This is a genomic window from Kribbella deserti, assembly GCF_042434725.1.
GTDB lineage: Bacteria > Actinomycetota > Actinomycetes > Propionibacteriales > Kribbellaceae > Kribbella > Kribbella deserti.
On sequence record NZ_JBHLTC010000030.1, the window covers coordinates 91,208 to 105,414 of the forward strand.

Here is a 14,207-nt window from a genome sequence, read left to right on the forward strand (position 1 = left end):
GGCACCACGAAAACGTGTCGCGGAAGGAAACCCTGCCGCACCACGAAACCGTGTCGCGGCAGGAGAGCCTGCCGCGACCTGAGCCGATCAGCGAACCAGCTTGGCAACCCGGCCGTTGACGCCCGAGGCCCAGCAGGCGGTCCGCCAGCCGGTACGAGCGCACTCGACACTGTCGAAGCTGCCGTCGTCGAACTGGTGCCAGCTCCAGCCACCGTCATAGCTGACGTCACTGCCTGAAGGCCCAACGGCCACGACAGTCTGACCCGTGTGCGGCACGAAGGCTGAGCCCGAGCGATAGCCCGCAGGCGCCTGGTCGTCCGGCACGAGCTTCCAGGTCTTACCACCGTCGCGCGTAACCGCAGCCGCCTTCACCGCCTGGTCGGGCTTCTCGAAGTCGCCGCCGACTGCCACCGCGTGCAACGGCCCGCGCAGCGCCAGCGAGAAGATGCCGGCCGCGGCGCCACTCGCCATCGGGGAGTCCGTCACCTTCCAGTGCCGCCCACCGTCGTACGTTGTGAAGACGCGCGGGCGGTCGCCGCCGCCGGTGGCGAACCAGGCCATCCGGCCCGGGCCCGCGACGAGGCAGGTCCCGCTCGCCGCGAAGGCGAACTCGCCCGGCAGGGCAGCCGGCATTCCCTTGGTGGACTGCACGGACCACTTCTTGCCGCCGTCGTGCGTCTCGAGGATGCGGAACTTGCCGTCGACCGGGTCACTCAGCGCGAGGCCGTGCCGGCTGTCGTTGAAGTCGAGGCAGTCGTAGAACGCGACCGGGTCCGGGTTCTTGAAGGTCTCCGTCCAGGTCTTACCGCCGTCGGCCGTGCGCAGCACCCGGGAGTCCTCCCCCGGCCCGATCGACAGGGCCACCGCGCGCTGCGCGTCGAAGGCCTCGATGTCGCGGAAGAGCAGCTTGTCGGCTCCAGCCGGGCTGACGTTCTCCCAGGCCTTGCCGCCGTTCACCGTGCGCAAGATCTGCCCCTTGCTACCGGCAACCCAGGCCACGTCCGCGCTGACCGCGGCAAGCCCGCGGAACTGCGACGTACTGCCGGTGGGTGTGAGCTTCCACTCGTACGACGGACCGTGGCCGGCGTGGGCCGGTACGGTCAGACTGGCTGTCAACAGAACTCCGGCCGCTAGGGCGGTGGCGCGCAGGTTCCTCATGCCCGGCAAGGTAATACAGAGCATCGACATTCGACAGACCTATTGCGGAGAGTGACCGCCCCTGCCACTCTTGGTCGTCCGACCAACTCGGGGGTCGAATACCAGGAGCTGAGCCTTGTCCGACTCCGTTCTCACCTCGGTGTTATTGCCGATAGCACTGGCGATCATCATGCTCGGGCTGGGTCTGTCACTCACCGTGGCCGACTTCGCACGCGTTGCGAGGATGCCAAAGGCCGTTGCGATCGCCCTTGGCACCCAGGTGATCCTGCTGCCGCTGATTTGCTTCGGCATGGTCAAGGTGCTCGGGCTGGCTCCGGCCCTCGCAGTCGGCATGATGCTGCTAGTCGCTTCCCCCGGTGGTACGACCGCGAACTTGTTCAGCCACCTCGCTGGCGGGGATGTGGCGCTCAACGTCACTCTGACCGCCGTGAACTCCGTACTGGCCGTCATCACCTTGCCGATCGTGGTGAACTTGTCCCTCGCTCACTTCCTCGGCGACGGCCAGATCGGGCTGCAGCCGGCCAAGATGCTGCAGGTCTTTGCGATCGTCTTAATCCCTGTAGGTATTGGGATGTGGCTACGCCGACGGCAACCAGGTTTCGCCGAGCGGATGGCCAAGCCAGTCAAGATCGGCTCGGCCGTCGTACTGGCGCTGGTGATCTTCGCGGCGATCTACACAGAGCGGGCGAACTTCCTGGACTACCTGGCCCAGGTGGGCCTTGCGGCCTTGCTGCTCAACGTACTCAGCCTCGGCATCGGGTACGCCATACCGCGACTGGCGCGGCTCGGCGAGCCTCAGGCCATCGCATGCTCCATGGAGATCGGTATCCACAACGCGACGCTGGCGCTGACCATCGCGCTCAGCCCCAGCCTGCTGAACAACAGCGAGATGTCCATCCCGGTAGCGGTCTACGGCATCGTCATGTTCTTCCCGACCGCCGCCTTCGCCTACGCCCTCGGCCGCAGCCGCCAAGCCGTCATCGCCTGATCCGGCCTGAGCCGGAACAAGCGCCTAAAGAACAACTAAAACCCTCCTGCGTCCGGGGAAGTTGAGGTCTTCCCCGGACGCAAGGGCTTTATGCCTGCGTCAGGCGGAACGACTGACTCGCGCCGCCGTTGCAGGTGAGCTGGACCAACTGCACGCTGTCAGCGGTCGAGCCGTTGGGGACCGTCAGGCACTTGTTGCTGTGCCGAGCCACGAAGTGGAAGTAGCCGTCTCCTTCGGGCACGGCCTTCCACTGCTGGTTGTTGCCGCCTCCGTAGGCCCACAGCTGTAGGCCCGCGTTATCGCTCGTAGAGACGCCACTGACATCAACGACCTTCGTAGCGTCGTTCCGGTTGTTTACTCGGGTGAACCCGTCCGAGGTCGTCGCAAACTGGAACTGCTGCGCGGTGGACGCGTTGCAGGCGTACTGCTGGATGACCGTGCCGTTCGCGGTCCCGGCCGCACGGGCGTCCACACACTTGCTGTTCGCCTTGTTCGCAACGGAATACCAAGCGGCGGGATTCGGCTGCTCGACCGGCGGCACGCTACCGCCAGCACCACCGAGCCACTTGAGCGCATCGACGAGGAACTGGTTCTGCGCCGGGCTTTCGAACGTCGACGACAGCCGGGTATTCGTCTGGTAGTTCATCGCGTTGTGCCCGAAGTTCGCGTAGATCATCTTGAAGTTCTTGTTGGTCCAGATGATCGGGTAGTAGCCGTTGTACCAGGTCTGATTCGGATCGGTTCCGACCGGGAAACTCGAGTTGTCGATGGACGCCAGAATGCTGATATTCGGGTTGTTACGCAGGTCGTTGTTCCAGCTGTACCACTCGCTCACCGACGAGCGGAACGTGTTCGGCAGGTTGGCGGTCGACGCGTGCGGGCGGTTCTCCACCTTCAAGTTGACAGCGGTCGGGCCCCAGGTGTTGTTGCGGAAGGTCCCGGTGCCGAGCAACGTGCTGAAGTACCACGGCCAGTTGCCACTACTGGTATTGAAGGCCGCGACGTGGAATCCGAGGAAACCGCCGCCGCTGTCCATATAACGCTGGAAGCCGGCCCGTTGCGCCGCGGTGTCCGGCGAGTCGTCCAGGAACAGCACCACCTGGTACTGCGACGGACTGAGGTTGTTCAGCAGGTCCCAGTTCGTCGTCGGCGTGTAGGTGAAGTTGTGCTGCGCGGCCAACTGCGGGAATTTCTGATTCGCCTCCTTCACAAAATCGATGTGCGCGGCATCAAAAGTGCCGTGATAGAAGGCGATCACGTTGAACGCGGGTGCCTCGGCCCGGTTGTCCCGGGCAAAGGCGTTGCCGGTGACGAGGCAACCGCACACGACGAGTAGGGCGAGGATTCGGGCGATCAGGCTCTTACGGGCGGCGAGCATGGGCGGATCCTTCCTGGGGCGGATACAGCTGAAAAGCTAGAACCGATAGCGAAGTCCGAAACCGAGGCCGAACAACGGCGTCTGCCCGTCACCGGCGTTGATGGGCTGCTGGGCGACCTCGCGCATCCAGGTCACCGGCAACCGTCCGGTCGGGTTGTATCCCCGAACAGCACGTCCGCGACGCCATGGCCTTCCGTGCCCGGTAGCCAGGCCGCGACGAGCCCGGCCCACTTCGGCAGGTGCGCCGCGATGTCCAACGGCCGGCCCGAGACAAGAACCACCACGACCGGTACGCCACTCGCCTCCAGCCGGGCAAGCGTGTCCAGATCCGCCTGGTCCAACCCCATGCCCTGCGGGCGATCGCCCCGGCCCTCGGCGTACGGCGTCTCCCCGATCACCGCGACGGCCACGTCGTACGAGCTGTCGATGCCATTGCCATCCTTGCTATAGGCAACAGTGCTCGACGGGCGTGCGGCCTGCCGGATGCCCTGCAGGATGGTGGTTCCGATCGTGGTGGGGCCACTTGCGCCCTGCCAGCCGACGGTCCAGCCGCCGGACTGGTTGCCGATGTCATCAGCGTTCTTGCCTGCCACAAAGATCCGGTTGTTCTTCTTTGCCAACGGCAACACTCCGCCGCTGTTCTTCAACAGGACCTGGGATTCCCGCACGGCCTGACGAGCCAGTTCGCGGTGCGGCTTGCTGCCGATCGTCGCGGTCAACCGCCGGTCCGTGAAGGGCTTCTCGAACAGGCCGAGCTCGAACTTCTTGGTGAGGATCCGCCGGTTCGCGTCATCGATCCGCGACATCGCGATGCGCCCGGCCTGAACCTCCGTGCGCATGGTGTCGATGAAGGCCTTCCACGCGAACGGGACCATCACCATGTCCATGCCGGCGTTGATCGAGGCGGTGACCTCCGCGGGCGTGAACCCGGGCTGGCCGTCGATCTTGTCGATCCCGTTGTAGTCCGAAACGACGATGCCGGTGAAACCGAGTTCACCCTTGAGCACATCGTTGATGAGGTACGAGTTGGCGTGCAGCTTGACCCCATTGAAGCTGGAGTACGAGATCATCACCGAACCAACGCCCTTGCGAATGGCCGTCCGGAAGGGTGCCAGGTGGATCGCCCGCAGTTCGGCTTCGCTGATGTTGGTCTCACCCTGGTCCTTGCCGTCGAGCGTGCCACCGTCGCCGACATAGTGCTTCGCGGTCGCGAGTACCGATGCGGGGTCACTCAGGCGACGACCCTGCATTCCAGTGACGATCGTGCTCAGCGAGGACGCGAGCTGCGGGACCTCCCCGAACGACTCGTACGTGCGACCCCAGCGGTCGTTGCGGGCCACACACAGGCAGGGCGCGAAGTTCCAGTCGATGCCCGTGCCGGCGACCTCCGTGGCCGTGACCGCGCCGATTCGCTCGGCCAGGCGTGGGTTCCGGGTGGCGCCGAGCCCGATGTTGTGCGGGAAGACCGTCGCGCCGTACACGCCGTTGTGCCCGTGCACCGCGTCGACGCCGTAGATCAGCGGAATCCCGAGCCGCGAGGCCAGGGCCTGGCGCTGGAACCCGTCGTACATGTCGGCCCAGGTCTGCGGGTTGTTCGGCGTCGGCTGCGAACTACCGCCCGAGAGCAACGACCCTACGCCGTACGTCGTGATGTCGGCGGGATCGGTGATGCCGAGCCGCTCGGCCTGAATCATCTGGCCGAGTTTCTCGTCAAGCCTCATCCGGCCCATCAGGTCCCGCACGCGCTGCGGGACCGGGCGCCAGGCATCGAGGTACGCCGGCCGGGCTGAGGCCTGTGCCGCGACGCCCTCTACTGGTCCCCCACCGGGACTGGCGGGATGACCGATGGCGAGCGCGCCGGTCAGCAGCCCGGCGACGATCCTGGTTCGTAAGCGCATGAACGACCCCTTGTCACCGAATGATCACGGAGGGAAATTTCAGGCGTTAAATTAACTTAGGAAAGAACTGGGTGCAATGGCTCGGCAAGCCTTTTCCGTTGCGGAACTTCCGTCCCGACAGCAAAAGCGCCCTGCCCGGATCTGCTCCGGCAGGGCGCTTTGCGGTACCAAGCGATCTCAGCTGAGGTGGGACTCCAGCCGCTCGACCTTGGCGGTGAGCTGACCGGTATGGCCGGGCCGGATGTCGGCCTTGAGCACCAGCCCGACCCGGGGCGACTTCGCGGCGACGACCTCGACGGCCTGTTTCACCACCGCCATCACCTCATCCCACTCCCCCTCGATATTGGTGAACATCGCGTTGGTCTCGTTCGGCAGGCCGGATTCCCGGACCACCCGGACCGCCTCGGCGACGGCCTCGCTGACGCCGCCGGTCTCATCACCGACGGCCGGACTGATACTGAAGGCAACGATCATGCGTCCACTTTGCCAGTCCGCGCCTCGCCGGTCTCAGCCTCGCCAGTCCCCGCCTCGCCGGTCGGGATCTCAGCGGCCTCGGCCGCCATCCGCTCGGTGGCGGTGGTGGTCAGCAGCGGCTTCTCCTTGATGAAGAGCACCGCGATCAACGCCAGTACCGCGATCGGCACCGACACCATGAACATGTCGGCCGTCGCCGCACCGTACGCCTCCTGGACCGCGATCCTCGCCGGCTCCGGCAGCTTCGAGAGGTCCGGTACCGAACCACCGCCGCCGCCCGACGTACCGAGTGAGGACGCGACCCGGTTGGCCAGCACGGCACCGAGAGCGCTGACGCCGATGGTGCCACCGAGGCTGCGGAAGAAGCTCACGGCCGAGGTCGCCGTACCGAGCTCACGGGCCGGTACGTCGTTCTGCGCGGCGAGCACCAGGTTCTGCATGACCAGACCGACGCCGACACCCAGAACCACCATGTAGACCGACAGCAGGAACGTGCTGGTGTTCGCGTCGATCGTGCCGAGCAGTCCGAGGCCGAGCGGCATCAAGACGGCCCCGATGATCACGAACACCTTCCACTTGCCGTACTTCGTGATCAGGCCACCGGCGATCGTGGACGAGAGCAGCATGCCGAGGATCATCGGCAGGCTCATCAGGCCGGCCGCGGTCGGCGTACGCCCCTGGGAGATCTGGAAGTACTGCGACAGGAAGACCGAACCGGCGAACATCGCCAGGCCGACCAGCGCGCTGGCCACGATCGCCAGAGTCACCGTGCGGTTGCGAAACAGGTCCAGCGGGATGATCGGCTCCGGGTGACGCGACTCGACTCGCAGGGCGATCGCGACGGTCACCGCGACGAAGGCCAGCAGGCCGAACGACCAGCCCGAGGCCCAGTCGAACTTGTTGCCGGCGAACGTCGACCAGACCAGCAACGTGCTCACCGCCGTGGTGATCAGCAACGCGCCCCACCAGTCGATCTTCACCTCGCGGCGAATCGTCGGCACCTTCAGCGTGCGCTGCAGAATCAGGATCGCGAGCAGACTGAACGGAACCCCGATCAGGAAGCACGAACGCCAGCCCAGCGGGGAGTCGACCAGGAAACCGCCGAGCAGCGGGCCACCGACCGTCGCCAGGCCGAAGATGCCACCGAAGACACCGGCGTAGCGGCCGAGCTCACGCGGCGGCACGATCGCCGCCAGCACGATCTGCACCAGCGCGGTCAGACCGCCGGCGCCGATGCCCTGTACGGCGCGGCTGGCCAGCAGTACCTCGACGTTCGGGGTGAGTCCGGCGACCAGCGATCCGACGAAAAAGAACGCCAGCGAAAGCTGGACGAGCAGCATGGTGTTGTAGAGGTCGGCGAGCTTGCCCCACAGCGGCACGGTCGCGGTCATCGCGAGCAACTCGATGGTGATGACCCAGGTGTAGACGGACTGGCTGCCGTTCAGATCGGCGACGATGCGTGGCAGCGCGGTGGACACGATGGTGCCGGCCAGTACGGCGACCAGCATGCCCATCATCAGGCCGGTGATCGCCTGCGTGACCTGCCGCGGGCTGAGTTTGGCGGCGGATTGCTCCGCGGGCGCCGGCGCAGTGGCCGTCATAGGTTTTCCTCCCCGTTAATGGTTTTCTGCACAGGCTGGTAGGCGGGGTCGAGCCCGCCGGCCAGCAGAGCGAAGGTCTCGTCGACCAGGTCCGGCAGCGCATGCCGATCGGGATCCTGGCGCTGCCGCTCGACGGCGATGCGTACCGCCGTACTCATCGAGCCGACCATCAGCTGCGGCAGGATCGCCTCGGCTGGCAACGCCATCCGCTCGGCCAGCGCCGCCGCGAGCACCCGCTCGTCCTCGGTGCCGAGGGCGACGAAGTGGGACAGCAGGGCCGGCGACTTGCCGATCAGGTCGAACCGCTTCCACTTCTCGCTTTCGGTATCGACCAGATCGCCGAGCACCTCACCGATCAGCGCCCGCAGCACGGTCAGCGGCGACCAGCCGGCCGGGGCTTCGCGAAGCTGCCGGAGCGCGCGCTCGGTCGCCTCCGGATCGCGGCCGAGGATCGCGTGCTCCTTGTGCGGGAAGTAGTTGAAGAACGTCCGCACCGAAACATCCGCGGCCTCGGCGATCTCCTCGACGGTGACGTTGTCCGGCCCGCGCTCCAGCGCAAGCCGGAGAGCCGCCGCCATCAGCGCCGCCCGGGTCTCGCGCTTCTTGCGCTCCCGACGGCCCGGCACGTCCGCAGCCACCTCGTTGACCTCGGTCGGCCCGGTCGCGCCTGTTTCGCTCATGGTCTCAACGGTAGCGAAACTTGCATGCAGTGCAAAATGATATTCCGTGCAAGTTTGCAGGACTGCAGAAAGATTCTTCACTTCCTGTGACGCTGATCACTGCTCTTGCTACGAAGTGGAGTCAGGCGACTACTGTGCGCGGATGACCGAGCAAATCGAGACTCCCCCGTCCGCAATCTCGAGACGTCGTTTCGCCGGCCTGGCCGCCTTCTCCTCCGCCGCCGCCCTTGGCCTCACCCAAGTGGCGACCGCCCGATCGGCCGACGCGAGCCGGGGACGCGAGTTCGTCCCGGCCGTCGTGGTCGGCACCGGCTACGGATCGGCCGTGACCGCGCTACGCCTCGGCGAGGCCGGGATCGCCACGACCATGCTGGAAATGGGCCAGCTCTGGACCAAGCCGGGCCGCGACGGCAAGGTCTTCTGTTCCACCCTGAACCCGGATCACCGCTCGATGTGGTTCGCCCGCCGGACCGAGGCGCCGCTGTCGACGTTCCTCTGGCTCGACGTGGTGAACCGCGATCTCGGCCGCCCGTACGCCGGCGTACTGGACCGGGTCGACTTCGACAACATGGGCGTGTACGTCGGCCGCGGCGTGGGTGGTGGATCACTGGTCAACGGCGGCATGGCCCCGACACCCGAGCGCGCGTACTTCGAACGGATGCTGCCGCGGGTCGACGCGGACCAGATGTACCGCAGGTACTTCCCGTTGGCCCGGCGCATGCTCGGGGTCAACTCGATCGACCCGCGCTATCTGGAGAAGACGCCCGCCTACCGGTACGCGCGGGTCTCCCGCAAGCTCGCGCAGCAGGCGGGCTTCCGGACCACCACGATTCCGAACGTCTACGATTTTCGTTACCTGCAACGAGAAGAGCGCCGGCAGGTACCGCGTTCAGCCCTCGCGGGCGAGGTGCTCTACGGCAACAATCACGGCAAGCAGAGCCTGGACAAGAACTACCTGGCGGATGCCGTCGGCACGGGCAAGGTCACCATCCGCACATTGACGAAGGTGCTCGCCATTCGCCGAGAGCGCGACGACTACGTGCTGACGCTCGAGCGGATCGACCCGTGGGGCAAGGTCGTCTGGCGTGGCGAACTCGGTTGCCGCCACCTCTTCCTCGGCGCGGGCAGTCTCGGTACGACCGAGTTGTTGCTACGGGCAAGGGAAACCGGCGCACTGCCGAACCTGCCGGCCGCCATCGGCCGCGGCTGGGGCCCGAACGGCAACGTGATGACGGCCCGCGCCAACCACCTGTGGGACTGGACCGGCCCGTTGCAGTCCACCATCCCGACCGTTGCAGTCGACAACTGGCACGATCCGATCCACCCGGCCTTCGCCGAGATCGCGCCATTGCCGGTCGGCCTCGAAACCTGGGCCAGCCTTTATCTGGCGATCACCGCCAACCCCGAACGCGGCCGCATGGTGTTCGATCACGTGCACAACAAGGCGAAACTGCTCTGGGGATCCGGTCAGAGCAACCCGGCCATCCAGTCCGCGAAGGCCCTCTTCGACAAGATCAACCGCAGCACGGGTACGACGTACCGCCACGACCTGTTCGGCAACAACGAACGCTTCGCCGCGGACTTCTGCTACCACCCACTAGGTGGCTGCGTACTAGGCCAAGCCACGGACAACCACGGCCGGGTCAAGGGCTACCGCAACCTCTACGTCACCGACGGCTCCCTCATCCCAGGCTCCATCGGCGTCAACCCCTTCCTCACCATCACCGCCCTAGCCGAACGCAACATCGCCCGCCACCTCCCCACCCTCCCCTAGCCCTCGCCCCGACGAACACAGGAGGCGGCGTGTCGCCGTTCATCGGACCCTTGTGACGCGGCGTGTCGCCGTTCATCGGACGCTTCCGACCCCGGGCACACCCGACTCCCCCACGACATCCGCCGGACACCTTCCCCCTTGCATTCATTCGTCGGAATCCGCCCACCCGGTAGGCGACCCGCGCCGGTTCGCGGCGGGATGAATGGCGGTTCCGACGAATGAATGCAAAACCGGCGGACCCACGCCCCTTTCGTCACAAGGGTCCGATGAACGCCGACACGCCGCGTCACAAGAGTCCGATGAACGGGATATCGGCGCGCCCAGACGATCTCGGGCGTACCAGACGGTATGGTATGGTGGCGGGATGGTGGCGCGGGCGGATTGGGTCAGGGTTGGGTTGGGGGTGCTGGCGCGGGAGGGGGCGCCGGCGGTGACGATTGAGCGGTTGACCGGGGAGTTGGGGGTCAGCAAGGGGTCGTTCTACCACCACTTCAAAGGCGCCGGCGGATTCAAGACGGCACTGCTGGAGTACTTCGAAAGCCAGAACACCCGTCAGTTGATGGACACCGTCGAGCAGGACCCGACGGCACCGGGCGTGGTCAAACTGCACCGGCTGCTCGGGCTGGTCCTCGACGACTCCCGGGGGTATGACCTCGAGATCGCGATCCGCGCCTGGGCCTTGCAGGACGAGGAGGTTCGCGCGGCGCAGGAGCGGGTGGACCGGACGCGGACCGAGTACCTCGAAGAGTTGTGCCGCGAGATCGAGAAGGACGTCGACTCGGCGCACCTGGCTCGATTGTTGTACCTGATCCTCATTGGCGCCGGGCAGGTCGTGCCCGGCGTACCGCGGGACGAGCTGCGGGCGATCTACGCGATGACCCTGCGCCTGGCCATCGGCGAAACCACCCTCTGACGACCACCCGAACCCCAAGCAACCTGATCCACCCGGGCAACCGGACCGGCCCGAGCGACCGCCGGACCCCCAAGCAACCCGATCCAACCGGGCAACCGGCCCGGGCGAAGCAGGGCGAATAGCGCGAGAGATCCGTACAACCGAAGAATGTGGAGGATGCCGTGGGTGAGGTGGCGTATGCCGCGGAACTGGGCGAGGTGCTCAGTACGGCGGACGAGTTCGACGTGAAGACGGCCTTCGGTGAGGTGGAACTGCGCGAATTCGCCGCAGGCGCCTTGGGTTGGTCCCCGGCCTGGGTGAAGGCCTTGTTCGGCGTACGGGTCGTGTTCGCGGCGATGCTTCGCCTGGACAAGCCCGCTGTTTCGATGAACGCGCGGCCGACGCCGGAGGGCATGGACTTCACCCCCGGCAGCCGGATCTCGTTCTTCACGGTTGTCCGGGCCGAGGAAGGCCGGTACCTCCTGCTGGAGGCTGCCGACAACCACCTGACCGGGTATCTGGCGTTGACGGTGGAGCCGGGTGAGCGCAGCAACCGGCTGAGCCTGGTCACGATGGTGAAGTACCACCGCAAGGCCGGCCGGGCGTACTACCAGGTGATCAAGCCGTTCCACCATCTGATCGTGACCGGCATGGTGCAGGCCGGCGCACGGGGCTAGCGGAGGGACCGATTCCTCCAGGGCCGAGACCGGGTGCTTGCGTGTGCATAGGTCCGGCATAGGCTCAGGTTCGTGACGGATCACGTAGAGCAGACCGGCCCGGCTCCACAGTCCACCCCCATCAGTACGGCGATGCGCCGGGCGCTGAAACGCGCCGACGACGGCAAGACGCTCGACCCGGCCGAGGTCGAGGTACTGCTCACGGCCACCGGCGAGGCTTTGACCACTCTGATGGCGACGGCCGCCCGGGTCCGGGATCAAGGCCTGGAGAACGCGGGACGCCCCGGCATCATCACGTACTCCAAGAAGGTCTTCATCCCGTTGACCCGGCTATGCCGCGATCGGTGCCACTACTGCACTTTCGCGACCACGCCCGGCCGGGTGCACGCGCCGTACCTCAGTCCCGACGAGGTGCTGGAGATCGCCCGCCAGGGTGCCGCCCTCGGTTGTAAGGAGGCGCTCTTCACCCTCGGGGACGCGCCGGAGGACCGGTGGGAGGCGGCGCGGACCTGGCTCGACGAGGCCGGGTACGACTCCACCCTGGACTACGTGCGCGCAATGGCCATTCGGGTGCTCGAGGAGACGGGCCTGCTGCCGCACCTCAACCCCGGCGTGATGTCGTGGCAGGACCTGCAGCGGCTGAAGCCGGTCGCGCCGAGTATGGGCGTGATGCTGGAGACCACCTCGCGGCGGTTGTTCGAGGAGAAGGGCCAGCCGCACTACGGCTCCCCCGACAAGGACCCGGCGATCCGGCTGCGGGTACTCGAAGACGCCGGCCGGTCGAACGTGCCGTTCACGACGGGCCTGCTGATCGGAATCGGCGAGAACCTGGCCGAACGGGCCGACTCGATCTTCGCGTTGCGCCGGATCGCCCGCCAGTACGGCGGTATCCAGGAGGTGATCATCCAGGGGTTCCGGGTGAAGCCGGATACCGCGATGCGCAATGACGACGACGTTCCGCTGGAGCAGTGGCTCGCCGCGATCGCCGTCACCCGGATCGTGCTGGGATCGCGGATGCGCGTGCAGGCCCCGCCGAACCTGGTCGATCTGGCCGAGTGCCGGTTGTTGCTCGACGCGGGCGTGGACGACTTCGGCGGGGTTTCGCCGCTGACGCCGGATCACGTCAATCCCGAACGGCCCTGGCCGCAGATCGACGACCTGGCGAAGCTCACCGCCGACGCTGGTTTCACGCTGAAAGAACGGCTAACGGCTCATCCCGAGTACTTGCGCGAGCCCTGGCTCGACCCGCGCCTGATCAAGCACGTCGAGGCGTTGGCCGATCCCGAAACCGGTCTGGCCAACGAGGACGCGTACCCGAAGGGCCTGCCGTGGCAGGAGCCCGACGGTGGTTGGGACAGCGTGGGCCGGACCGACCTGCACACGGCGATCGACACCGAGGGACGTCGTACCGAGACGCGGTCCGACTTCGACGCGGCGTACGGCGACTGGGACGTACTGCGCGAGGACGTCGCGAACCGGGCCGCGCCGGAGCGGATCGACGGAGACGTGAAGGAGGCCCTCGCGGCCGCCGAACGCGATCCGGCCGGGCTGACCGACAACCAGGCCCTCACGTTGATGACCGCCACGGGCCCGGCGCTGGACCACCTCGCGAAGATCGCGGACGACCTGCGCAAACAGGTCGTCGGCGATGACGTGACGTACGTGGTGAACCGCAACATCAACTTCACCAACGTCTGCTACACCGGCTGCCGGTTCTGCGCGTTCGCCCAGCGGCGGACCGACGCCGACGCGTACTCGCTGTCTATGGACGAGGTCGCCCAGCGGGCCGAAGAGGCCTGGGTGATCGGTGCGACCGAGGTCTGCATGCAGGGCGGCATCCACCCGGATCTGCCCGGTACGGCGTACGCGGACCTGGTCCGGGCGGTGAAGCAGCGGGTACCGCAGATGCACGTGCACGCCTTCTCACCGATGGAGATCGTGAACGGTACGGTCCGGACCGGCCTGTCGGTGGAGGAGTTCCTGATCTCGGTCAAGGAGGCCGGGCTGGACAGCATTCCGGGAACCGCGGCGGAGATTCTCGACGACGACGTGCGCTGGATCCTGACCAAGGGAAAGTTGCCGACGGCAAGCTGGATCGAGATCGTCAGCACCGCGCACAAGGTCGGCCTGCCGTCGAGTTCGACGATGATGTACGGCCACGTGGACTCGCCACATCACTGGGTCCAGCATCTGCGCACGATCACGGCGGTCCAGGACGAAACGGGTGGTTTCACCGAGTTCGTACTGCTGCCGTTCATTCACACCAACTCGCCGATCTACCTGGCGGGCGTGGCGCGGCCGGGTCCGACGTACGACGAGAACCGGGCCGTGCACGCGATGGCGCGGATCATGCTGCACGGGCGGATCGACAACATCCAGTGCTCGTGGGTGAAGCTCGGCGAGGAGGGTTGTGTCGCCGTGCTGAACGGTGGCGTCAACGACATCGGCGGCACCTTGATGGAGGAGACCATCAGCCGGATGGCCGGTTCGCAGCACGGGTCGCGCAAGTCCGTCGAGGAGCTGACCCGGATGGCCACCGCCGCCGGTCGTCCGGCGCGGCAGCGCACCACCACCTACGGCGAGGTCCCAACCCGCCCGGCCGGCCTGCTCGAACTGGCCTGAGCGTTCATTCGTCGCAAAGCGCCGGCGAACTATCGCGAATCTGCACGGGTTCGCGGCGGCCAGAA

11 protein-coding genes are annotated in these 14,207 nt (G+C 66.5%); 5 read left to right on the forward strand and 6 right to left on the reverse strand.

The window, feature by feature from the left end; translation table 11 throughout:
- Positions 1-87: 87 nt before the first annotated feature.
- Positions 88-1,158 (reverse strand): WD40/YVTN/BNR-like repeat-containing protein, encoded by a 1,071-nt coding sequence (locus ACFFGN_RS23120; RefSeq protein WP_380051178.1) that lies wholly within the window; start codon positions 1,156-1,158, stop codon positions 88-90.
- A gap of 115 nt (positions 1,159-1,273) precedes the next feature.
- Between ACFFGN_RS23120 and ACFFGN_RS23125 the strand changes: the two genes are divergently transcribed.
- Complete coding sequence (locus ACFFGN_RS23125; protein WP_380051180.1) at positions 1,274-2,146, forward strand: bile acid:sodium symporter family protein; 873 nt, start codon at positions 1,274-1,276, stop codon at positions 2,144-2,146.
- An 88-nt stretch (positions 2,147-2,234) separates the two neighbouring features.
- Here ACFFGN_RS23125 and ACFFGN_RS23130 read toward each other — a convergent pair whose 3' ends face one another.
- The 5 genes from ACFFGN_RS23130 to ACFFGN_RS23150 form a co-directional block, all read right to left on the reverse strand.
- Positions 2,235-3,524, reverse strand: a complete 1,290-nt coding sequence (locus ACFFGN_RS23130; RefSeq protein ID WP_380051182.1) for a ThuA domain-containing protein — start codon at positions 3,522-3,524, stop codon at positions 2,235-2,237.
- A gap of 131 nt (positions 3,525-3,655) precedes the next feature.
- Positions 3,656-5,422, reverse strand: coding sequence for a glycoside hydrolase family 3 protein (locus ACFFGN_RS23135; protein WP_380051184.1), 1,767 nt, complete (start codon positions 5,420-5,422; stop codon positions 3,656-3,658).
- 177 nt (positions 5,423-5,599) lie between these two features.
- Complete coding sequence (locus ACFFGN_RS23140) at positions 5,600-5,896, reverse strand: MTH1187 family thiamine-binding protein (protein WP_380051186.1); 297 nt, start codon at positions 5,894-5,896, stop codon at positions 5,600-5,602.
- On the reverse strand, positions 5,893-7,497 hold the full coding sequence (locus ACFFGN_RS23145) for an MFS transporter (RefSeq protein WP_380051188.1): 1,605 nt from the start codon (positions 7,495-7,497) through the stop codon (positions 5,893-5,895). Before ACFFGN_RS23145 ends, ACFFGN_RS23140 begins: the two co-directional genes overlap by 4 nt.
- Complete coding sequence (locus ACFFGN_RS23150) at positions 7,494-8,177, reverse strand: TetR family transcriptional regulator (RefSeq protein WP_380051190.1); 684 nt, start codon at positions 8,175-8,177, stop codon at positions 7,494-7,496. The genes ACFFGN_RS23145 and ACFFGN_RS23150 overlap by 4 nt, the downstream gene beginning before the upstream one ends.
- A 142-nt stretch (positions 8,178-8,319) precedes the next feature.
- On the opposite strand from ACFFGN_RS23150, the gene ACFFGN_RS23155 reads away from it, so the two are divergent.
- From ACFFGN_RS23155 to ACFFGN_RS23170, 4 genes are all read left to right on the forward strand, one after another.
- Positions 8,320-9,951 carry a GMC oxidoreductase gene (locus ACFFGN_RS23155; RefSeq protein WP_380051192.1) on the forward strand — a complete coding sequence of 544 codons (1,632 nt, stop codon included), beginning with the start codon at positions 8,320-8,322 and terminating at the stop codon, positions 9,949-9,951.
- A 364-nt stretch (positions 9,952-10,315) separates the two neighbouring features.
- Positions 10,316-10,864 (forward strand): TetR/AcrR family transcriptional regulator, encoded by a 549-nt coding sequence (locus ACFFGN_RS23160; protein ID WP_380051194.1) that lies wholly within the window; start codon positions 10,316-10,318, stop codon positions 10,862-10,864.
- 161 nt (positions 10,865-11,025) lie between these two features.
- Entirely contained in the window at positions 11,026-11,520 is a 495-nt protein-coding gene (locus ACFFGN_RS23165) for a DUF2867 domain-containing protein (protein WP_380051196.1), read from the forward strand.
- Between the two features lie 72 nt (positions 11,521-11,592).
- Positions 11,593-14,142, forward strand: a complete 2,550-nt coding sequence (locus tag ACFFGN_RS23170) for a bifunctional FO biosynthesis protein CofGH (protein ID WP_380051198.1) — start codon at positions 11,593-11,595, stop codon at positions 14,140-14,142.
- Positions 14,143-14,207: the final 65 nt, after the last annotated feature.